This window comes from Chloracidobacterium thermophilum B, from assembly GCF_000226295.1.
GTDB lineage: Bacteria > Acidobacteriota > Blastocatellia > Chloracidobacteriales > Chloracidobacteriaceae > Chloracidobacterium > Chloracidobacterium thermophilum.
This window is the reverse complement of the sequence record NC_016024.1, coordinates 541,233-561,944: the sequence shown is the minus strand read 5'-3', so window position 1 is coordinate 561,944 and position 20,712 is coordinate 541,233. Positions and strand designations below refer to the sequence as shown.

15 protein-coding genes are annotated in these 20,712 nt (G+C 61.2%); 6 read left to right on the top strand and 9 right to left on the bottom strand.

Going from position 1 to position 20,712, the window contains the following annotated elements; genetic code table 11:
* Positions 1–63 precede the first annotated feature (63 nt).
* From CABTHER_RS02375 to CABTHER_RS02360, 4 genes are all read right to left on the bottom strand, one after another.
* Positions 64–1,047 carry a hypothetical protein gene (locus CABTHER_RS02375; protein WP_455423187.1) on the bottom strand — a complete coding sequence of 328 codons (984 nt, stop codon included), beginning with the start codon at positions 1,045–1,047 and terminating at the stop codon, positions 64–66.
* Positions 1,048–1,198: 151 nt separating this feature from the next.
* Positions 1,199–2,077, bottom strand: a complete 879-nt coding sequence (locus CABTHER_RS16425; protein ID WP_081464647.1) for a DNA adenine methylase — start codon at positions 2,075–2,077, stop codon at positions 1,199–1,201.
* A gap of 175 nt (positions 2,078–2,252) precedes the next feature.
* Positions 2,253–3,965, bottom strand: a complete 1,713-nt coding sequence (locus CABTHER_RS02365; protein ID WP_014098976.1) for an N-acetylmuramoyl-L-alanine amidase — start codon at positions 3,963–3,965, stop codon at positions 2,253–2,255.
* 191 nt (positions 3,966–4,156) lie between these two features.
* Positions 4,157–5,836 carry an alkaline phosphatase family protein gene (locus tag CABTHER_RS02360; protein ID WP_081464646.1) on the bottom strand — a complete coding sequence of 560 codons (1,680 nt, stop codon included), beginning with the start codon at positions 5,834–5,836 and terminating at the stop codon, positions 4,157–4,159.
* 308 nt (positions 5,837–6,144) lie between these two features.
* Here CABTHER_RS02360 and CABTHER_RS02355 point away from each other — a divergent pair, with 308 nt between their 5' ends.
* A complete protein-coding gene (locus tag CABTHER_RS02355) occupies positions 6,145–8,754 on the top strand; it encodes a cyclic nucleotide-binding domain-containing protein (RefSeq protein WP_014098974.1) in 2,610 nt (869 codons plus the stop codon).
* Positions 8,755–8,837: 83 nt separating this feature from the next.
* Positions 8,838–12,077, top strand: coding sequence for an NAD(P)-binding domain-containing protein (locus tag CABTHER_RS02350; RefSeq protein WP_014098973.1), 3,240 nt, complete (start codon positions 8,838–8,840; stop codon positions 12,075–12,077).
* Positions 12,078–12,173: 96 nt separating this feature from the next.
* On the opposite strand, the gene CABTHER_RS15310 is transcribed toward CABTHER_RS02350, so the two are convergent.
* Entirely contained in the window at positions 12,174–13,379 is a 1,206-nt protein-coding gene (locus CABTHER_RS15310) for a DEAD/DEAH box helicase (protein ID WP_014098972.1), read from the bottom strand.
* A 168-nt stretch (positions 13,380–13,547) separates the two neighbouring features.
* On the opposite strand from CABTHER_RS15310, the gene CABTHER_RS02340 reads away from it, so the two are divergent.
* Positions 13,548–13,808, top strand: coding sequence for a hypothetical protein (locus CABTHER_RS02340; protein ID WP_014098971.1), 261 nt, complete (start codon positions 13,548–13,550; stop codon positions 13,806–13,808).
* Between the two features lie 16 nt (positions 13,809–13,824).
* Here CABTHER_RS02340 and CABTHER_RS02335 read toward each other — a convergent pair whose 3' ends face one another.
* The 4 genes from CABTHER_RS02335 to CABTHER_RS02320 all read right to left on the bottom strand — a co-directional run bounded on the left by CABTHER_RS02335 (position 13,825) and on the right by CABTHER_RS02320 (position 17,934).
* Positions 13,825–14,541, bottom strand: coding sequence for a hypothetical protein (locus CABTHER_RS02335; RefSeq protein ID WP_014098970.1), 717 nt, complete (start codon positions 14,539–14,541; stop codon positions 13,825–13,827).
* A gap of 69 nt (positions 14,542–14,610) precedes the next feature.
* Positions 14,611–15,990 carry a threonine synthase gene (thrC, locus tag CABTHER_RS02330; RefSeq protein WP_014098969.1) on the bottom strand — a complete coding sequence of 460 codons (1,380 nt, stop codon included), beginning with the start codon at positions 15,988–15,990 and terminating at the stop codon, positions 14,611–14,613.
* Between the two features lie 4 nt (positions 15,991–15,994).
* Positions 15,995–17,179, bottom strand: a complete 1,185-nt coding sequence (locus tag CABTHER_RS02325; RefSeq protein ID WP_014098968.1) for a cysteine desulfurase family protein — start codon at positions 17,177–17,179, stop codon at positions 15,995–15,997.
* Positions 17,180–17,214: 35 nt separating this feature from the next.
* On the bottom strand, positions 17,215–17,934 hold the full coding sequence (locus CABTHER_RS02320) for a lipid-binding SYLF domain-containing protein (RefSeq protein ID WP_148263903.1): 720 nt from the start codon (positions 17,932–17,934) through the stop codon (positions 17,215–17,217).
* 207 nt (positions 17,935–18,141) lie between these two features.
* Here CABTHER_RS02320 and CABTHER_RS02315 point away from each other — a divergent pair, with 207 nt between their 5' ends.
* The 3 genes from CABTHER_RS02315 (at position 18,142) to CABTHER_RS17175 (ending at position 20,653) form a co-directional block, all read left to right on the top strand.
* Positions 18,142–18,693, top strand: coding sequence for a NuoI/complex I 23 kDa subunit family protein (locus tag CABTHER_RS02315; protein ID WP_014098966.1), 552 nt, complete (start codon positions 18,142–18,144; stop codon positions 18,691–18,693).
* A 35-nt stretch (positions 18,694–18,728) separates the two neighbouring features.
* Entirely contained in the window at positions 18,729–19,748 is a 1,020-nt protein-coding gene (gene rapZ, locus CABTHER_RS02310) for an RNase adapter RapZ (RefSeq protein ID WP_014098965.1), read from the top strand.
* 326 nt (positions 19,749–20,074) lie between these two features.
* Complete coding sequence (locus CABTHER_RS17175; protein WP_014098963.1) at positions 20,075–20,653, top strand: hypothetical protein; 579 nt, start codon at positions 20,075–20,077, stop codon at positions 20,651–20,653.
* Positions 20,654–20,712 lie beyond the last annotated feature (59 nt).

Below are 20,712 nucleotides of genomic sequence, written 5' to 3'. Positions count from 1 at the left end.
GCTTATGAACCAGCAATGGCTTCACCTGGGCATACGACCCGGCAGTGGGATACCAGGCCTGAGTCAGTCCTCTGATCCCCTATCCTCTGCTGCCTGTCTTAGCGCCAGAAAGGCTTCTTTCAGGGCTTGACTGACAGCACTCTCAGGTTCGCTCAACACGAGATTTTGGTAGGTATCCAGAAATCTGGCTCTTGACCTGTGGAAAATATGCAAAAAATGTCGCAGAAAACCTATACAATCAAGTATAGCAATTTCTGTTCCTTCAGTTCGTTCATAACAACTCAGTGCATACAATCTGACATCATCCTCAATTGTTTCAGTAGTTATAAAAATATAGTTGTTTATTTTTCTGCTTGCAGGCGAAATTTTTACGCAAGCTGAGTCTATATCATCAATTGTCACACACTTCCTTTTCATTTCATATACTGTTACTACTTGGTCTTCATTTTCGAGGCAGATTTCAACATCTCCAAAAGAGCGCGTTTGTTTGTCAGCAGCCTGATGGCTCGCCAACGGTAAAACTTCTTCTTTAAGCTTATCTTTTACTGACTGGTAAGCAGCAGCAACAATCAAAACAGGCAATCTGCTGGAGTTTTTACACTTCAAATGTTGTTCAATCAGGCTAACGATTTCTTCCGATGACAAAGTTAGCTTGTTTTCAGATTTGAGTCCGTCAAGCAGAATTTCTATCCTTTTCTTTCTCTCTTCCCGTATGAGTACCAAAAAACGCAATACTTCGGTCAGCAAGTCCTCAGCCGATACCCTACCCTGATAAATTTCATCAAGCAGTTGCAAAGTCATTTCGTATGTATGTGGAGGTTCACCATTTAACTTTACATCCACTGTGAGAGGTTTATTCAGATTACGGAAAGCAGGAGTAAGGAAAGCCGTTGTAGGGTTGAGAGGCAAATGATTTTCGTATATCAAACGTGAAATATACTTTTCATCATAGGAACGCCCGGAGAAAGCATCCTCACTACCAATCTCTGTGTATGGTTTCCGGGGATCAGCAGTTGACTGGTGTATCCTGGCCAAAGCACAAGCCATGAGAAACCTTGCGCAGGCACGATTTCTGGGTTCCCGACACACCTGCTCAATCTTGGAGCGAATTTCGTCATTTGTAACTATTGGTTTGTTTATGTCCCTGGAAGCACGTTCTAGTGCATCTGAGAGGATTTGGTCTGGCTCTGTCATTGTACTAAAATAACCCTCTGTATCTTATAGACTTGGGATCGTAATTCGTCCACAGAATTTCAGTTCTTTCATCTTTTGTTGAGTGTATTGTTTTTGCTGGAGCAACATTTTTGCGCCACTTTGGAGAGGGATATAAATCATTCATCAACTTACATTCGTAGCCTGAAACTGCCACAAGCCCTTGGACAGAGTTCAGTACACTTGCCAGTTCCCGGTGTTCTTCATCGGTCATTTCATAGGCATAGGCATTATTGTCGCCTCTTGTCTCGTGAACATACGGCGGATCGCAGTAAAACAGTGTCTCAGGGGAGTCATACATGCGGATGATGTCAATGGCTGGTCGGTTCTCAATCTGAACCTGCAATAAACGCAAGGCTATGTCTGGGAGGCTCTCAACGGCTCCAAGCCAGCGGGAGACAGCTCCGGCCATGCCGGCCCGGCTTGTATTTTTGCAGTTGGCCCACCGTCCGACGGTTGCCGATTGTGCTAATCCGGTACGTACCTGACGGGCGCGGACATAGAATCTTCGCGCCCGCTCAACAGGGTCCAGACTGGGATCAATCTCACAGGCAACTGCAAATTCTTCACGTGAAAAAGGAGTCAAACCAATGGCCCTTACCAGAGATTCCAGTTCGTCCCGAAGAACCCGGAAGAAGTTGACAACTTCACCATCAACATCATTGTACGTCTCCACAGGCGATGGCTCCCGATTCAATAAGACGGCGGCTGAGCCACCAAACGGTTCACAGTAATGGTGACAATGAGGCAACAAAGGCAGAAGCCAGTCGAGATGTGAATACTTTCCACCGTACCAGCCAAAGGCTATGTGACGTTTTCTGTTTCGCCTGATTGCTGGAAAGGGCGTACCGTTTCTTTTCGCCAACCTGCTTCCGTCCTGTCCCGAAGAAGCTCGCTGTCAAATCCGATGTCAAATCTTTGCTTACCTCAAACGATGGCCGTAGGCACACTTCAACATACCACTGCACAGCCCACATCCGGCAGGTCGGCTTTCAAACCTTGCTTCAGACTCCCCGATTGAAGCCCGAAAATCCCCTGTATTACTCGGCCGCAACCATGCCTGGACGTTTCAGGGTTTCGATGTACCGCTTGATGCCGTCACACAGCGACTCGGCAATGCTCTGCCGAAACTCAATTGTGCGCAGCGCCTCGCCGTCCTTGGGATGGCTCAGGAAGGAAACTTCCGTCAACACACTCGGCATGTTGGCCCCCAGCAGCACGACGAACGGTGCCTTTTTGACGCCGCGATTGAAGCCGGCTGTCGGGCTGATACGACCCAGACCCGCCACCAGACTGCTCTGAATGCTCTGGGCAAAGGTACGCGACTCCGCCACCCGCGTGTCTGTGATGATGCGTTGAAGCAGCCCCTGCAACTCACCGGCGCTGCGCGAGGTCGTCGCATTTTCGCGGGTGGCGACCTCAAGTTCCTCCTTCGTGGCATCCAGACTCAGGAAGTAGGTCTCCACACCGCTGGCCAACGGCGTCGGGCTGGAGTTGAGATGAATCGAAATAAACAGGTCCGCCTGCCGGGCATTGGCCATCGCCGTCCGTTCTTCCAGCGGCACATACCGGTCGGTATCGCGCGTCAACAGGACTTCGACATCCTTGAGTTCCCGCTGAATGGCCGCACGCAGGCGCAGGGCAATGTCGAGGGCGACATCCTTTTCGTAGATACCATCCCGGCCAATCGCACCCGTGTCCGAGCCGCCGTGCCCCGGATCGATGATGATGCGCTTGACCTTGAGACCCAAGGCGCGGACAAGCGACCCCGGCACGGCCCCCGCCGAAGGGACAGGCGACTCCGCCAGCAGCGTTGGTTCCTCGGCAATCGGTTGCGCGCCGCGCACATCGGCCACGAGCCGGGCCGGGTTGTCGAGGGCAAAGATGGCAAAGTCGCGCAGGCGCGTGCACTCGATGCGCACTTCAACACCACCCTCCCGGCTGGTGAGCCGGACCTGCCGCAGCATCCCGCTGGCCGGAGCCAAGCTCTGCACCGGCGTCACCAGCGGTGACAGCCGGGCCGACGGCAGTCGAATCACCAGCGATGTCCCTTCAACCCGCCGCTCGTAAGCTGTGCCAATGCTCAGGTCGAGGATGACCCGCGCGTAGTCCGGCCCCGAAAAATGACGCACCTGGCTGATGGTCGTCACTCCGGCGGCATCATCTTCGGAATAGGCTTCGGCGACATCGCGGGGCGTCCGCTGTCCGGCCGTGGACTGAAGCCGCGCCACACAGGCCAGAGCCTCGCGGGCGCTGACCGACTGTGGAAAGCGGCGGATGATTTCGCCGTAGGCCTGCATCGCCGCTTCGGGCGTTTTCAGATCGCGCTCGTGAATCCGCGCCACCCCGACCAGGGCGCGGACAATGAACGGCCCATCGGGATAGCGGCGCAGCACAGCGTCATAGCTGTCCAGTGCGGCATAGAGATAGCGCGGTTTGTTGAACAACTGCGCCATTTCGCGGAACAGCTCCGCCCGGGCCACGAGCGCTGCATCCCCGGCCGCCGCATTGGTATCCAGCGCGATGGCGCGGGTGTACACATTCACCAGGGCCAGATATTCACTTTCCTCACGCGCTGCCGGAGGGCGTCCATACAACGACTGGGCCAGCAGCGCCGCCCGGTGCATCAGTTCATCTGCAGCCGAAATGGTCGGCATCCCCTGGGGATGGGCCTGATGTTCACGCAGTGGAGCCAGCAGAATAAGCAGGGCGCTGAGAATGAGCGAGTAACATAGCCTGAGCGAACGTTTCACGGTTCATGCCCTCGGTGACAATGATGACCGGAAAACCACACGTCATCAGGTGTTTCCCTGGCAACGCAGAGAGGTGAGTGGTGCAACCGTGGCTAAAGGAAAGCATAGCACAGGTCGCAACCCGGCCAATGACGCCTGTACAGCACGCCACAGCCTTTGGGCTGGAGAAACGCCACGGCTGCCTGAGCAACCTAACGGGATAGCGCCTCCTGGAGCGGCCGCCCTACCGTGCCATTTGGCGGCGTAATCCCCAGCAGGGCCGCCAGGGTGGGGGCAATGTCCGAAGGACTGGCCTCTGCCCAATACGTGCCGGGGCGAATACCGCGCCCCATGAGCATGACCGGTACGTGCGTGTCATAAGCGTAAGGTGTGCCGTGGGTTGTCGCCGTGGTGTACTCCTCGCTGCCAAAGAAGCAAAACGGCTCGGGCACGAGAAAGACATCCCCGCTGCGCTGTGGGTGAAAGGCCATCTGGACGCGCTCGGTCAAAGGTGTTCGCGGCAGGCCGCCGGATAGAAGTTGAGTGCGGGTAAAGGCGGCGGCAATGCCCTCGACGGTCAGTGCAGCTTCGGCGGCCACCCGCTCCACCTCGGCACGTTCGAGCTTTTTCTCCGCGATGGTCGCCAGATCGAAGTACACCGACTCGGCAGAAAAACCGGCAAACCACTGCCCGGCGCCGAATTTTGCGTCCAAAGCGCGTTTCATCGCCACTGCCACCTGCTCGAAGGGAATCCGGCGGCTGTGCAGACGTTGCTGCTGGGCATATTCCGGCACCGGCGACACACCGTGGTCAGCCGTCAGGAACACCAGCGTCCGGTCGAGGCCCACCTTGGCGTCAATCACATCGAGCAGCCGGGCAAGGGTCTGGTCAGTCCGTACCGTGATGTCGAGCACCTCGTGGCTGTTCGGCCCAAAGGCATGCCCAACAAGGTCATTGGCCGAAAAGCTGATGGTCAGGACATCGGGGATGTCGTCAGCGCCAAGCCGTTCGTTTTCAATGGCCGCAGTGGCAAACTCCACCAGAAAGTCATTGGCCCAAGGCGTCATGGTGAAGTCGTCATAGAACCGGGCATTGGGTTTGTCGCCGCGGCCGACCTGGTGCGGGAAAGCCGGCCCGCCACCGGCAAAGCGCCCTTCGTAAGGCACATCATCCGCCGTACAGCGGGCATAGACCGCTTCCGGCAGCAACTTCTCCCAGGTTTTGCCAAACCACTGATCGGGAATCCGCCGGGCATTGAAGGCCGCCACCCACGCCGGGAGTTCCTTCATGTAGTAAGTGCTGGTCTGCATCTGTCCACGCTTGTCGTCAAACCAGTAGGCAGCGTCGGCGGTACGTCCGACCGGGAGAATCGCACCCCGGTTTTTGAGCGATATACCGATAGACTTGGCCTGCCCGCCCGTTGCCGCTTTGAGTTCGTCCGCCAGAGTGGAAACCAGCAACCGACGCGGTGAAGCCCCTTTGCCTTCAGGGACGCCAGTGGTCGTTTCGTCCGTGATGCTCTCGATGACCTTGCCGCTTTGGCGGTCATACCACTTGTTGCCAATGATGCCGGTTATGGCGGCCGTGGAACCGGTCAGGATCACGGCATGACCCGGCCCGGTGTAGGTACAGGCATGCCCGTAGTGCGCATTGGCAAAGTACGCGCCTTTGGTCTTGAGCCGTCTGAAACCCTTTTCACCAAACAGATCGTCGAAACGCTCCAGGTAATCCGCCCGCAACTGATCGACGACAATCCCCACGACGAGCCGGTAGCCGGGGGCATTCGCGCGGTTCTGGGCAGCCGCACAGGAAGCCGTGCCCAGCCCCCCGACCCATGGCAGCACCGTGCCCGCCAGCACCAGAGCCGCCACCAACATTCGGGAAAAACTCATGGATTGAAGATGCCTCGCAGAAAAGATCGTCTGTTCCCTGGCATTTGCGTCACTTCCAGTGCATGGTACGCCGCCAGGTTGCCGACACCAATATGTCACGCCCACGCGGTCATCTGACAAGCGTCAGGCGGCCGGGCAGCTCACCCCTTTTGGGAGGTCGGCCCTGAAGTGTTGTTTTGTTCACAAATCGGCTATCTTCATCCCCCAGCCCAGGCCACCTCTCAACCTGGCACCAAACACCTTGCCGCGCCCATCATCACCACCCAGTCGGTCGTTGGTGGGCACCCCTACCTGGAGAACAATATCCTATGAACGCTGCGGCGACGGCCACCGTGACAGCCACTGCGATGAAACGTCAGGAGATCGCCAACCGGCATGCCATCCTCGAAGCCATCCGGGGGATTTCAGCCATTGAAGAACTGGTCGAATACGAACCCGGCCATGGCTACAAGTTTGGCGTGGATTTGGAAGTTGCCATCTACGGGCGCAACTACGGCCCCGGCAAGAAGGTGGGGCCCTACATACGGATGTATGACTATCCACCGGGACTGGAGATCGTACGCCAGGGCGACTGGGACACCAACACGTTCTTCATCGTCGTGGCCGGGGCCGTCGAAGTCTTCGTGGCCGGGGTGGCCGAGCCGGTGGCTGTTTTTGAGCCGGGCAAACCCTTCGGTGAAATGGGTGTACTGGCCGGGATGCCACGCAGCGCCACGGTCATTGCCCACCGGCAGCGCGGCGCGCGGGTGCTGGAAGTCCAACGGCCGGCGCTGCGCGTCCTGCGCAAGCTCAGGAAGTTTGGAGCGGCGCTGGACATCACCTATCGCAACAACGGACGCGCAGCCGTTGCCAATCAGCTTCAGATTCCCGACGAACTGCGGAAAAAAGTCGCCGAAATTGCGGATTTTCAGTTGGTTGCCCGGGGCCATGTCCTGGCCAGTGCAGGCGAAGTCATCCGCAAGCTGCTGCTCATCCGGGATGGCTGGGTCAAACGCATCGGGCAGGCGCAGAACGGAGAAGTCACAGATTACCTGGGACCGGGCTACATCCTTGGTTTCAATGCTCTGACCGTCCGTGAGGCGCGGTTTCCCTACCGGGCCGTGGCGATGAGCCGGACCGAACTGCTGGAAATCCCGGTCGAAGCCCTCCACCGCGACCCGGCCCTGCTGGAGGCGCTGCGGGCAGCGCTGGGGGCTGCCGGAGACATCGGCACACCCCTCCAGCCGACGCAAGCCTTGGTCTTCAACCCGGCCGTCAAGACAGCTCAGGAACGCCTCCTTGACCGTGGGCTGGCGGATGCCAACAACCTGCTGCTGATGGACATGGACCTGTGCATCCGCTGCGGCAACTGCTCGCTGGCCTGCCACCAGATTCACGGACATGCCCGGCTCAAACGAACGGGCATTCACGTCCTGCGCCCCCGGACGCCGACGCACACCACCCTTGACCAATCCCTGCTCATGCCGGCCGTGTGCCTGCACTGCAAGGACCCGGAGTGCCTGACCGGTTGCCCAACTGGGGCCATTGCACGCTTCGAGGGGGGACAGGTGGATATCCTTCCCAGTCTGTGCATTGGTTGCAGCGATTGCGCGACCCAGTGCCCCTACAATGCCATTTCCCTCATCCCCCGGAGCGAACTCAAAGCTTCCGCGGCCAAGCTGCCGGCCAAGGCGGCGCCGTCCAAAAACGGGGCGTCCCGCAACGGCAAAGGAGGAGCAGCCAGGGGAGAGACGACGCCAGAAGCATCCTTTGATCCGTTGGCGGCCTTCGGACTGCGCTTTGATCCCAAACCCCAGCCGGTAACTCAGGGCGAAGAGCTGGTCGCCATCAAGTGCAACCTGTGCAACAACACGCCCCTGAATCCGAAGGACGCCGGCGGCAAGCCGGTCTATGCCACCCACAAGTACAACTGCGAGGAAAACTGTCCGACCGGGGCGCTCAAACGGGTAAAGCCCACCGCCTACTTCAACGAAATCGCCCGGATTCACGGCCCGGCCCTGCGTCATCCGGGTTCGATGATCGCCGGCAATGCGTTTGGACATGCCGACCGGGCCAAGTGGCTGGCGCACCTGGTGGGCATCGTGGTGACGGTGCTGCTGTGCGGGGCGACCATGGCCGGCATCGTCCAGTATGGGCTGGGAACGCCGCTCTTCAGGTCGGACTGGTTCAACTTCCGCTGGATCACCGGACTGGTCGGACTGGCCGGCATCATCATCGTCATGCTCTATCCCGTCCGCCGGCAGATGTGGCGGCGACGGGGCGGAGCGCTCAAGGTCTGGATGCTGTCGCACACCTATGCCGGTGTCATCGCCGGCATTGTCCTGCTGCTTCACGGCGGAACGAATCTGGGTGGGGCCGTCACAGCGGCGCTGATGATCTCCTTTGATCTGGTCATCCTGACTGGACTTATCGGCATCCTGCTGTATCAGCTTGGCCCCCGGCTGCTGACCAAAATCGAAGGTGAGCCGCTTCTGGCCGAAGACCTGCTGCGGCGGCGGGAGGAGCTGTACCAGGAAATTGCCGACCTGACCGTAACGGTCCAGGAACAGGCCGAAAAGGAAGGGCGCAGGGCGCAATTTGCCCAGACGTTCCTGGTCGCGCGCGACCAGGCTGTGGCGGCGCTGCTTTCACTGGGCTTTCTCTTTCGGCAGTACCTGCACCGGGAATCCCTCGACGATCTGCTAAAACACGTGCGGCAACGCTTTGCCAAGGCCATCGCCAGCCAGACGACGCCGACGGAGCAGGCGGTTCTGGGACAAATCCTCGACGCCCTGGCCACCATCCGGCGGATTGATGCGCTGCTTTACATTCACCGGGCGCTGAAGTTGTGGCTGCCACCCCACGTCATTTCGACTTCCGTCATGCTTGCCCTGATGGTCGTCCATATTTTTCAGGTGGTGTACTACCTGTGGCGCTAAGGCGCGCGACCTGAAACGTCGTATGACCGCTCTCCCCCGCCGGCGCGACCAGCAACCTTTCTTCACTGAACCTGGAAACCACCATGGCGAAACTCAGTCGCTTCCTCATTCAGCGGAAAGACCTTCTCGATAAAGGCGATCTCGTCCTCGAACTGGAAGGACTGGTCATCGGCTCCCAGACCGACTGCGACCTAGTGCTCAACCATCCCACGGTGTCGCGGATTCATGCCGGCATCCGGGAAGTCGAAGGGCGCTGGTGGCTGACGAACCTTTCCAGCACGAACGGCACCCAGGTCAACGGCGCTCTGGTCGAAACCGTCGAACTCCAGCCCGACGATGTCATCCGCATTGGCATTTTTGTTCTCCGGCCGACACTTGCAGAGGGCACCCTGACGCTCGACGTGGACCGCCAGGTGGACACCTATGCCGCGTCTGAACGCAGCACACGCCTGCTCGGCGATCCCCTCCAGGCCACTGCCCAGGGTAAGACGGCGCTGCTGCCAAAGCTGACCGGCTACCTTCAGCAACGCGGTGTGACGCAAAACCTGACCGGTAAAACGCAACGTCTGGAAACGCCGCCAGCCGCCACAACGCCAGAAGCACCGGAACAGACGCCCCCACCACAAACGGCGACCGGCCTGCTTCAGGCAGCCCGCCTCCAGCGCGGCATGACCGGTCTGCTGACCTCCATCCTCGCGCTGCCGGAACAGGAACAGAAGCGTTTCCAGCAGGCGATGAACGTCTTCTGGGAGCGGCGCAAGGCGGCCATCAAGGGCGAGCAGAAGCTGGATGAGCGGTCTCCGCTCGAACCCCGCGAACTCCCCGAAGAACTCAAAAAGCACAACCTGCACTTGGGGAAAAAACGGTTCAACTGGATTCCCACCAACGATCTGATCCGTCCGTGGCCGCGGGGCTACCTGTATGTCTTTGGCGCGGTGGCAACCGTGCTCTGCCTGGCGGCCTTTTTCGTCTGGGAAGCGGCCTACCTGCCGGGCGACACGTCAAATCCGCATGCCCTTCCGGCTGACCGGTTGCCGGCCCCCATCCAGCAGCGGCTGGAGCTGAAGCTCGTGGCCAACGCACCGGTGGAAAACAAGTGCAATGCCTGCCATGCCGTCACCTCTTCCATGCAGAACAAGTGCGTGGACTGCCACGAAACCAACCATTTCAACACGACCGTCATTGCCAAACACGAAGAAGCCGGGATGCAGTGCGTGGACTGCCACACCGAACACAAAGGCGCGGATTTCCGCCCCGGCATCGTTTCGCGCAGCATGTGCATTGATTGCCACCGCGACGGGCCAACCCATCCCAAGGCCGTCAGCCTGAAGGACGGCACCCCCCTGCGCGAACCGCACCGTGGCTCATTCGGCTATCCGGTCGAAAACGGCGTGTGGTCGTGGCAGCATCCGATGAATCCGAAGTGGGACAAACTCTTTGCCGAAAGCCGGACGCCGCTCGATCCTTCGACCAAGTTTCATCTCATTCACGCTGCTGTTGCGCCGGCCACGAGCGCCTGGAAGTGCAGCGAGTGCCATGACGGTTCGTTTGCCAAAGGCGCGGCCGAGGTCAAGGTCATCAACCGCGACAAATGTGCCGTATGCCACGGGCAGGCATACGTCCAAACCGCATCGCTCAGGGAACTCGACACCGACGCCCTGCGCCTCGGCATTGACTGCAACTCCTGCCACGCCCAGCACCCCCAGTCGCAAACGCTGACGGCGGCCCGCCGTCCGGCCGGAAGCGGTCCCGAACCGGTCGTGTTCACCAAAGACCGGGTATATCGTGGCGGAAAGGACTGGCAGTGGACGAGTCTGGCGGCCAGGTTCGGCGGCTTCACCCTTGGCAACTGGCTGCTGTTTTTCAGCCTCATCCCACTGACCGGCATCGGGTTCCTGACCTTCGACACGCTGCGCAAACGGCGGGAACAGGCAACGCTCAAAGGCAACGCCCTCGATCTGGCCAACCGGCACCGCAAGTTTACCGACACACGCTACGCCGAACGGTGGGAATCGCCAGCCCAGGTCGAGCGCGCGCGCGCCTCGGCACGGGAACACCCGATTCCCCATCCGGTTATCAACTATGAAACCTGCATCGGCTGCCACGCCTGCATTCTGGCCTGCCCCCAGGATGTGTTGGGCTTTGACGATCAGGAGCACCACGCCATCGTCGTCAACCTTGAACAGTGCATGGAAGACACCGGCTGCCAGCAGGCCTGTCCGACCGTGCCGCAGTCCTGTGTTCTCATCAACACGCGGCAAAACATCCGGGAAGCACCCAAGCCCCTGCGCAAAGGTGCCAACGAAGGCTTTGAAACCGAAACCGTGCCGGGCATCTATCTCGTCGGGGACGTATCCGGCGTACCGCTCATTCGGAATGCCATCAAGGAAGGACGGCTCGCCATCGAGCGCATTGCCGAGAAACTCAAGGCTGAGGGGCCGGTCGCCGGGGCCGAGTACGACGTGGCCATCATCGGGATCGGGCCGGGCGGGATTTCCGCTGTGGCGCGGGCCGCCGAACTGGGCCTGCGCTACGTCGCCATCGAACAGGGCCGGCGATACGCAACCATCGCCGACAAGTATCCGGCCGGCAAGTACGTCGCCTTCAACCCCTTCAACCCTTCCGACCCGCCGCTCGGCGCAATCCGCCTCGAAGGGCCGGGTGACATCAAGGAAAACATGCTCGCGTGGTGGGATGAAACCGTCGAGAAGCTTGGTCTGGTCATCCGGGAATATGAAGGCTGCAAGGAAATTGTGCGCGAGGGCGAAGTCTTTGTCGTCAGAACCACCAAACATGCGCAGGGGTATCGCGCGCGCAAGGTCGTGCTGGCGATTGGCAATGCCGGCGAGCCGCGCAAACTGGGCTGCCCCGGCGAGGTCGAAGGCCGGGTGCTGTACCGCCTGCAGGACCCCAGCGCCTTCAAAGGGAAACACATTGTCGTCGTCGGCGCGGGCAACTCGGCCGTCGAAGCCGCCGTGGACCTGACCGGCCAACGCCAACCCGATGGCACGATCAAGTTCCCGCCGGAGGCCGAAGCGAATCACGTCACGCTCGTCATCCGGTCAGATTTCCCGAAAGACCTGACGCTCGAAAACAAAATGTGGGTGTACTACGGCATGGATGCCGGCCGTATCAAAGCCTACTTTGGCGCCGGCATCCGTGAGATTACCGATCGGGAAGTCATTATCGAAAGTATCCGGGACAAGTCCGAAATCGCGCGGATTCCCAACGACTACGTGTTCGCCCTCATCGGCAGCATCGCGCCCAAGGAGTTTCTCACCAAACTCGGCATCAAGTATGCCGGAGACGACCGGAAGCGGTAGGCACCGCTTGTTCCCGTTCCCAAGCGGGTGGGACGCCCGCGCCCCCCGGTGTGCTTTAGTGAAAGCAGCGGGCGGGATGCCCACGCCCCCCGTGTGTCAGCGCCGGCGGCGGTGAAAAGGCGGACGGCGCCGGCGCGCCTGCTCAGCCGCTTCCTGCTGCTTGGCTTTGATGTACAGGGCTTCGACATCAGCCTGCAAGCGTCCGGGACTGCCTTCCTCGAAAAGCGGCTGAAGGCGTCCATCCGGGTGAATGAAGGCCGTCCGCAGCGGCACGGGCCGCTGCGGATGCGCCACCAGCCGGCATTCAACACCGCGCGTCCATGTCACCCATTCCGCCAGTTCCCTGGCATTGCCAACCGTGGCCGACAACATCAGCAGGCGCGTCGAAGCGGGCGTGTAGATAATGGACTCTTCCCACACAACGCCCCGGTGGCGGTCGCCAAGGTAGTGAACTTCGTCAAAAACGACCAAATCCGGCGCGCCAAAAACGCCGTCCCGCGTCATCGCGTCATAGAGGCCGTTGCGGTAAATCTCGGTCGTGGCAATTTTGAGTGGCGCATCGGGGTTCACCCGGCGGTCGCCCGTAATGAGACCCACGGCGTCGGGGCCAAACTTCCGCCCAAACTCACGGAACTTGTCGTTGGAAAGCGCCTTGAGCGGAGAGGTGTACCACGCTGTGCCACCCCGTTCGAGGAAGCACCGGATAGCCTGCTCGGCAATCCAGGTTTTGCCCGAACCGGTCGGCGCAGCCACGAGCACATCCTTGTCTTCCTCGGTCACAAAAGCAACCGCCGCCAACTGAAAGGGATCGGGCACGAACGGCTGCGGCTCCGGCGTTCCGATACCTTCGAGCAGCTTCTGAAGGGCCGCCCGGCGGTGACGGGCAACCTGAAATTCGTGATAGGTCAGGCCCGGGCGCGGCCGGCGGTACTCAATCTCACGCAGTTCTTCCAGAACCGTTGGCAACCCAATCGTCAGCAGGCTCACGACCTGCTGGGCCGGAATCAGCTCACCCGGCTCCAGCGAAGCCGTCAGAAGCTGCATCAGGCGCGTGTAGGCTTCCGGCGGCAGGTCCGGGGCGGCTTCGGCCAACCACTCCCGCACCTGCTCCGGTGTCAGCCGGGTGGCTTCGTAGAGCCGGTGCGCCGTTGCCGCATGCTGCCGGGCCTGTTCGACGACCTGACCAATGAGCGCTGTCCGGCTGCGGGAGGCCGGCACGTTTCCCCCCAGAACGCCACGCAAGTGCAGCGTGTCCAAGGTTTCGGCCAGACGGCGCAGTTGACCTTCCGTCAGTTTGAGCATCGCGTGAAATCAAACCTCAGTCAGATGTTGCGACCACCAGCAACCATCCGGCACTATGGCGCAAGCAACCTTTGATGTGCAACGCACACCAAAAGTTCCGTACCGGAAGCGCTCCAATATGCTGCCTTGGACAGGATACGTTGCTTTGGATAGGGAGAAAAACTTGCCATGCTGACCGTACGTTCAGCTCTGCTCGCAGGTTTGGCGTTGGGACTGGCAGGCTGCCTAGCTCTTGGCGTTGTCAACGCGGATGTAAAGTACCGTCTCTACTGCGCCAATGGGAAACTCGAAGTGGACACGCGCACCCCGGAGCAGATGCAGCGCGCCCGTGGACAGGTCTGCCTGCTCGGCGAATTCGACACCCGCGCCCAGGCAGAAGCCGCGGCCGACCGCCGGGGCGGAAGCGGCGCACCGTGCACCTGTCCGTAGGCTGACCACAACCACCTCAGAAGCCGGCCAACCGCTGGCGCGCTATTTCGGCTTCCGGCGCGCGTGGGTACTGTTGTACCAGCCGCCGGTAGGCCGCGCCGTCGTAGCGATACGCCTTCCGCACCGCATCATAGCGGAACTTCACCCCCAGCCGGTTGTACCGATCCAGCGCCGGCTCGTCATCAAAGTAAGCCCTGACATCGGCATTCCCAGCGGCGGCCCGCTGTGACACCCGGCGTTCGGCGCGCCGGTATATCAGCGGGGCCTCGGCCTCGGCCGTTTCTCCAAGCAGCAACAGCACCGTTGGCAACTGGGGCGACCGGCGGAACAGGTTTTCAAACAGCCGGCACAGCCGCAGGCGTTCGTAGCCGCCGGTTTCAGCCCGGATGAGCGCCAGCAGCCTGGCATCATCTCCCGGCTGGGCCGGACGTACCAGCGCCCGCCGGTCCATCCAGCCTCGTGTGCGCCGGGTCACGGCGACGAACACATATACACGGTCTTCAACCACCCGGCGTCCGCCAAGCACATAGACGCGCCGCCCGACGCGCAGGCGCTGTTTGAGATCGCCGCCGGGGCCGGGCGTCACCCGCAGCGCCGCCAGACCGGCATCGGCGACAAAGGCCGCGCGTGCGCCGGTGCGTTCTGTCCAGTTGGGGCTTTTTTCCGGCAGGGTCTCAGGATCGTCTTCCTGGGAAAGGACAGGAACGACACCGGCAAGCAGCCAACCGGCCATAAGCAGCCAGATCAGCCAGTGTCGTCTGCCATGCCTTTGGAAAAGCACCCCCTGCCGCATACGCCCCAATCAGGCCGGCGGTGTTTCCAGAAGGTCGAGGATGACCTGCCGCAGAACGGTGGCATCCGCCGGAACCTGCCGTGGCGTGTTGGCAAAGGTCGGGACAAGCTTCCCTTCGGCGTGGGTAAGGTGCGTTTCACGTTCGGCGTCGGTGTAGAGCTGCCCGGTGTGGTACTGCACCGTGAAGTCCGGGTCCTTGAGGGCGTTGCCGGTCAGAATCGCCACCACGTCGGCATCCGGGTCAACAACCCTTTCGCTGACCAGTCGCCGGAGTCCAGCCACGGTGGCGGCGCTGGCCGGTTCACAGCCGATGCCGTCGCGCCCCAGCATAGCTTTGGCGTCGGCAATTTCCTGTTCGGAAACCACGGCACACACACCGTTTGTCCACTCCAGGGCGCGAACGGCTTTCAGCCACGACACGGGATTACCAATCTGAATCGCCGTGGCCAGGGTCTTGGGCCGCGCCACAGGCGCAAGATTGCCGGTCTGGCCGGCTGCGTACCACTGCGCCAGCGGCGCTGCCCCTTCCGCCTGAACGACGGCCAACCGGGGAAGCCGTGCGATCAGCCCCAAGTTATGCAGTTCTTTGAAGCCCTTGCCCAGCGCCGAGACATTGCCGAGATTGCCGCCGGGCACCACAACCCAGTCGGGTACGCGCCACCGGCGCTGCTGCAACAGCTCGAAGGCAATGGTCTTTTGCCCTTCAAGCCGGAATGGATTGACCGAGTTGAGCAGATACAGCGGCGTGGTACGGGCCAGTTCCCGAACCAGCCGCATGGCATCGTCGAAGTTGCCTTCAATCTGGAGCGTCACCGCACCGTAATCGAGACTTTGCGCCAGTTTACCGTAGGCAATGCGCCCGCCGGGGATGAAGACAATTCCGTGAACACCGGCGCGCGCAGCATAGGCGGCCAGCGAAGCCGAAGTGTTGCCGGTACTGGCACAGGCCACGGCCCGCGCGCCCAGCCGGCGGGCCTGCGCCATGCCGGTCGTCATGCCGTTGTCCTTGAAGGAACCGGTCGGATTGAGACCCTGGTGCTTCACCGCCAGCCGTTTGAGACCGGCATAGCCGGCGCTGCGTGGCGCATCCCACACTGGGGTGTTGCCTTCGCCCAGAGTGACGATCTGCGCCGGCGAAGTCACAAAGGGCAGCAGTTCACGAAAACGCCAGACGCCGCTGGTGTCGTGTGGATGAAAAGACGCACGCCGGGCATCGAAGGTCTCCAGTACATCGAACAACCGGGCGCGTTGCCATTCGTACTGCACATCGAGCAAACCACCGCACTGCTCGCAGGTGTAGATTCGCTCGCTGGCGTCGTAGGTGGCCCGGCAGGTTGTCTCGATGCACTGAAGATAGGCTGTGGCGCGTGGGAAGCCTTCACTTGACATGTTTTCAGGCAGCGACGGACTGACGGGACAGACGCTCCACCGTCTGGGGCAGCACTTCCAGCACCCGGGCGATGTCAGCTGCCGTCGTTTCCTGGCTCAGGCTAACGCGGATGGAGCCACGCACCCGCTCCGGCGGCAACCCCATGGCGCGCAGGACATGGCTCGGCTCGGTCGTGCCGGAGGAGCAGGCCGAACCCGTTGAAACGGCAATGCCGGCAAGGTCAAGGGCGATGACGAGCCGATTGGCATCAAGGCCGTCAAATGCAAGGTTGGTCAGGTTGGGCAAACGCGGCGACGCAGCACCATTGATGACCAGCCGGGGCAGGCGCGCGTGCAGCCCATGTTCGAGTTCATCGCGCAGCGCACGGACGGCTTCCATCTGGTCAAGCCGTTTGGCGGCCAGCTCCGCCGCACAGCCCAGCGCCACGATGTGGGCAACGGCTTCCGTTCCGGCCCGGCGGCCGCGTTCCTGTTGGCCTCCAAGCTGCTGCGCCGCCAACCGTACGTGCCTGGCAACGTACAGCGCGCCGATGCCTTTGGGCGCGTGCAGCTTGTGGCCGGAAAGCGAGAGCAGGTCCACCTTCAGGTCACGTACGTTGACGGGAATTTTGCCGACGGCCTGCACAGCATCCGTATGCAGAAAAATGGCTTGTCCACGCTGGCGACGTTCCGCGACCAGCGCCCCGATGTCGGCCACCGGTTGCAGCGTGCCGACTTCATTGTTGGCCAGCATGACCGTCACCAGGCAGGTCTCATCGGTCAGGGACTGGGCCACATCTTCCACCTTCACCTGCCCGGCTGCGCCGACTGGCAGGTACGTCACCCGAAAGCCGGCCGCTTCGAGCGCCTGGCATGGGGCCAGCACGGACGGATGCTCAAAGGCTGTGGTGATGATGTGCTTGCGGCGGACAGGATCGCCATAGGCTTCCACAAGACCCCGAATGGCCAGATTGTTGGCTTCCGTCCCGCCGCTGAGAAAGGTGATTTCGGAGGGTTCACTGCCAATCAGCGCAGCCACCTGCCGGCGGGCGCGTTCAACGGCTGACCGGGCCCGTTGCCCAAAGGCGTGCACCGATGAGGCATTGCCGTACTGCTCGGTCAGGTACGGCAACAAAGCCGCCACAACTTCCGGCAGCACGCGGGTCGTGGCGGCATTGTCAAGGTAAACGGCTGACGAGGACAAAGGCATGGTTCAGCTTGTTTTCTGAAAGCGAAGCATCACGGTCAACCGGCGTACCGCCGGAGGGCGGCATACAGCCGGGCGGCCTCTTTCGGGCGCGGCAGCGTGCCTTCGACGACTTCCCGGCTGGCCACGGTGCGCCCGTAAATGGCTTTGTTGGCCTCATCATCCACCTGCAGGGTCGCGCCTTCCAGGGACAGGCCCGCAAAGACGCCCTGTGAACGCGAATAGCTGAGAATCTCGGCCTGCATCTGGATGTCCGTCCCCGCTTTGAGGTCACGCCCCACAGGGCCGGCCGCCACCGAGGCATCCGCGCCGAGTTTGAACTTGTTGGAAGCCAGTTTTTCAATCCCGCGGCGGTTCATCACCAGCAAAATGACATCGGTGCTCTGCCCGCCGATTTGGAGGCCAAAGCTGCCGCCTCCCAGCGTGACAAAGCCGGGCGGCCCCCACTGCCGGTCGGGTTGGCGCACGACCATGACGCCCCGGCCAAACTGTCCACCCACGATGAGGGCGCCTTTTTTGACGCCCGGAATGAACACCAACCCTTCACACTGGCGCAGAAAATCCGGCGACAGGCCCTGGTCAGGCGCGCGCATGATTTCGGTCAGTATCTCTGCTGAACGGTCGAGCCGTTCGCGTACCTTGCGGTCAATTTTGACCGCGGCTGCTTTGGCCGCGGCTGCCGGGGTTGAAACGCTGCCGACCAGCAGCGGCGTCCCCACAAGCAACCCGGCCACGACCGTTCTTAGCCATCCATGCATTACCGGATACCTCCCTTGAAATGTGTGCCTGCAAACAGTTTGAAAGTCCTCAAACGCTTTCAATGACGCCGGCAAACGTCACCACCACTTGGCACAAATCGTGGTTGACGGCTTCGCCAGTAGCCCCGGAAGGCTATACCACGCTTTCACGCGGTTCAACCTCCACGCCGGCCCGGCACTTGCAACTCCCACGAGGAAAAAACACTTATGACGACAACCGCGCCCGCCAGACGCAACTGGAAGCAGACCCTGGAGCGTTTCTTCATGCTGGATTTGCTCAAGGGCTTTGCGCTTACCTTCAAGTACACCAAAAAGGTACTGACCGAACCCCGTGGCACCGGCGGTGACCCGCTGCGCGGCGCTTACACGGAGTTTTACCCGGAAGAGCGTCCCAAGGTCAGCGAGCGGTTTCGTGGCGCGCCACGTCTGAACCTCGACCCGGCCACCGGCGACACGCTGTGCATTGCGTGTAACCTGTGCGCCCTGGCCTGCCCGGAAAACTGCATCAATGTCGGCGCTGTCAACCGCGTGGTCATGGAAGACGGCAAGCCGAAGAAGAAGAAAGTTCTCGCCACCTATGTCTATGACACGTCGCGCTGCATGTTCTGCGACCTGTGCGTGGAAGCCTGCCCGACCGACTGCATCGAGCTGACTCAGGAGTTTGAGCTGGCCAGCTACAACCGGGCCGGCATGGTCTGGGACCGCGAACAGCTCGAAAAGGGACGGGAAATCGTCCGCTACGGACGCCAACTGAACTGAAACCCAACGTAACACTGCCAGTCACGCCGTTCGGGATGCCTTTCAGAGGCATCCCGAACGTTTTTGTTGGCGGCACCTTGCCCAATGTGGCTGGCACGACACAGGATGTGGCCAGCACGCTGATTCCCCGCCCGGCCGGCCATTTTGGATTCGTGATGCCGCGTCGCCCCAAGTCTCCCCCGCCTGCGCCGCCAAACTTTGTGGTCATCACCGGACTAAGCGGTTCCGGCAAACAGTCGGCGCTCAATGCCTTGGAAGACCTGGGCTACTTTGGTGTGGACAACCTGCCGGTGGCGCTGCTGCCGACCTTTGCCGAACTGTGCCGCCGTTCGGAAGGCGGACTGTCCCGCGCGGCCGTCGTGGTGGATGCGCGGGAACCGGCTTTTGTCGCCGCCTTTCCGGCGGCCTACACGCGGCTGCGTGAACTCGTCAGCCACGTCCGGCTGCTGTTTTTTGAAGCCACTGACGACGTGCTCATGCGCCGCTACAGCGAAACCCGCCGCCCGCATCCGCTGGATACGGCGAACCGCCACACGCGCGGACTCCGCGCCGCCATCCAGGCCGAACGGACGCTGCTGGCGCCGGTCCGCGAACTCGCCGACCGCATCATTGACACCTCCGGGTTGACCATTTACGACCTCCGCCGCCAGCTCGGAGAAGCCCTCGGTGCCGGGCAGACGGCCCGCATGCGCGTCCTGCTGCTGAGCTTTGGTTTCAAACACGGCATCCCGACGGAAGCCGATCTGGTGCTCGATGTACGCTTTCTCAAAAACCCCCACTACGTTCCCGAACTGCGCCCCCTGACCGGCAGGGACGCGCCCGTTACCGATTTCCTGCTCGCTGACGAAGAAGTGGTTGAAACCCGCAACCGCTTTGCGGAACTGCTTGCCTTTGTCGTCCCGCGCTATGCGCGCGACGGACGCAGTTACCTCACGATTGCCATTGGCTGCACGGGTGGCAAACACCGGTCGGTGATGATGGCCGAGGCACTGGCGAAAGAAGTCCGCAAGCTGCGTTTTCCCGTGCGCGTCCGGCACCGCGACATTGCCAAGTGAAGTCCCCCGACCGGAGTCTTTCCCTGCCCTTGTTCATCTGCACCAACTGGAGTACGTGCCTCGGTGTCATACACGAAATCGTGTACCTCACCACGGCCAGACACGGGCCCCGCAATCCCTGCTGTGGACAGGCTGAAGGCAGGCAACAAACGGGCAAGACTGAAAAAACCGGAAAAACGACGGAACAAAGTATTTTCCAGCCCGGTTTTCACAGCTTCCCGGTGCCTTGCTTCCGGTCTGACGTGCTGGCGTGGCACGGTGTTTGTCCTTCCAGTTGTCGAGGTTGACGCCCCAAGCATCTTTTGACCGACGACGGAGGACTCTCCATGGACTTCAATTGGCTGAAACATCCCCATACACTCAAGCTCACGGCCGGGGCTTTGGCTATGTTTCTGGCAGGCGGCGGCGCGGGTGCGCTGTTGACCCGTTCCGGCTTTCCGCCCGTTTCTGGACCAGCGCCGGCATCCGCGCCGCTGGTCCTCCCGGTGCAGACACCGGTTGCCCAGCCGTTACTGCCAGCCGAAGGTAGGGTGCAGATTCAGGGGCAGACCTATCGCCTCGTTCCAGAGGAAGCGCCAGCCGCGACACCAGCGCAACCGGCCCCGACGGCCGTGGAGGACAACCCACCGGTCAGACAGGTACGCCAGAATGGCAACCGACGGACGGGGCGTGCGCCGGTCAACAGCCAGCGCGCCTATTACAACTATGACAACGCCCCGGCGGCCCGGCGGCAGCCGTCCTGGTGGCAGCGCAACGGGCGGGATGTCGTGACGATTGCCGGCGGTACCGGTCTCGGTGCCGGAGTGGGCGCGATAGCCGGGGGCAAGCGCGGCGCTGCCGCCGGGGCTCTGGCCGGGGGCGGCGGCACAGCGCTGTACATCTACGGTCTTCGTCCCCGCAACTGATACATGGCCGGGGACGGGCAGGATACGACGTGGATGAAAACCAGCCAACGGGAGGTAAA

Excerpts from the sequence above, each read along its gene's own strand:
- CABTHER_RS02350 (WP_014098973.1), top strand. The coding sequence starts at position 8,838 with ATGGCGAAACTCAGTCGCTTCCTCATTCAGCGGAAAGACCTTCTCGAT.
- CABTHER_RS02335 (WP_014098970.1), bottom strand. The coding sequence starts at position 14,541 with ATGGCCGGTTGGCTGCTTGCCGGTGTCGTTCCTGTCCTTTCCCAGGAA.
- rapZ (WP_014098965.1), top strand. The coding sequence starts at position 18,729 with ATGCCTTTCAGAGGCATCCCGAACGTTTTTGTTGGCGGCACCTTGCCC.
- CABTHER_RS02315 (WP_014098966.1), top strand. The coding sequence starts at position 18,142 with ATGACGACAACCGCGCCCGCCAGACGCAACTGGAAGCAGACCCTGGAG.
- CABTHER_RS02325 (WP_014098968.1), bottom strand. The coding sequence starts at position 17,179 with ATGCCTTTGTCCTCGTCAGCCGTTTACCTTGACAATGCCGCCACGACC.
- CABTHER_RS02360 (WP_081464646.1), bottom strand. The coding sequence starts at position 5,836 with ATGAGTTTTTCCCGAATGTTGGTGGCGGCTCTGGTGCTGGCGGGCACG.
- CABTHER_RS17175 (WP_014098963.1), top strand. The coding sequence starts at position 20,075 with ATGGACTTCAATTGGCTGAAACATCCCCATACACTCAAGCTCACGGCC.
- CABTHER_RS02320 (WP_148263903.1), bottom strand. The coding sequence starts at position 17,934 with ATGCATGGATGGCTAAGAACGGTCGTGGCCGGGTTGCTTGTGGGGACG.
- CABTHER_RS02340 (WP_014098971.1), top strand. The coding sequence starts at position 13,548 with ATGCTGACCGTACGTTCAGCTCTGCTCGCAGGTTTGGCGTTGGGACTG.
- CABTHER_RS15310 (WP_014098972.1), bottom strand. The coding sequence starts at position 13,379 with ATGCTCAAACTGACGGAAGGTCAACTGCGCCGTCTGGCCGAAACCTTG.
- thrC (WP_014098969.1), bottom strand. The coding sequence starts at position 15,990 with ATGTCAAGTGAAGGCTTCCCACGCGCCACAGCCTATCTTCAGTGCATC.
- CABTHER_RS02355 (WP_014098974.1), top strand. The coding sequence starts at position 6,145 with ATGAACGCTGCGGCGACGGCCACCGTGACAGCCACTGCGATGAAACGT.
- CABTHER_RS02375 (WP_455423187.1), bottom strand. The coding sequence starts at position 1,047 with ATGGCTTGTGCTTTGGCCAGGATACACCAGTCAACTGCTGATCCCCGG.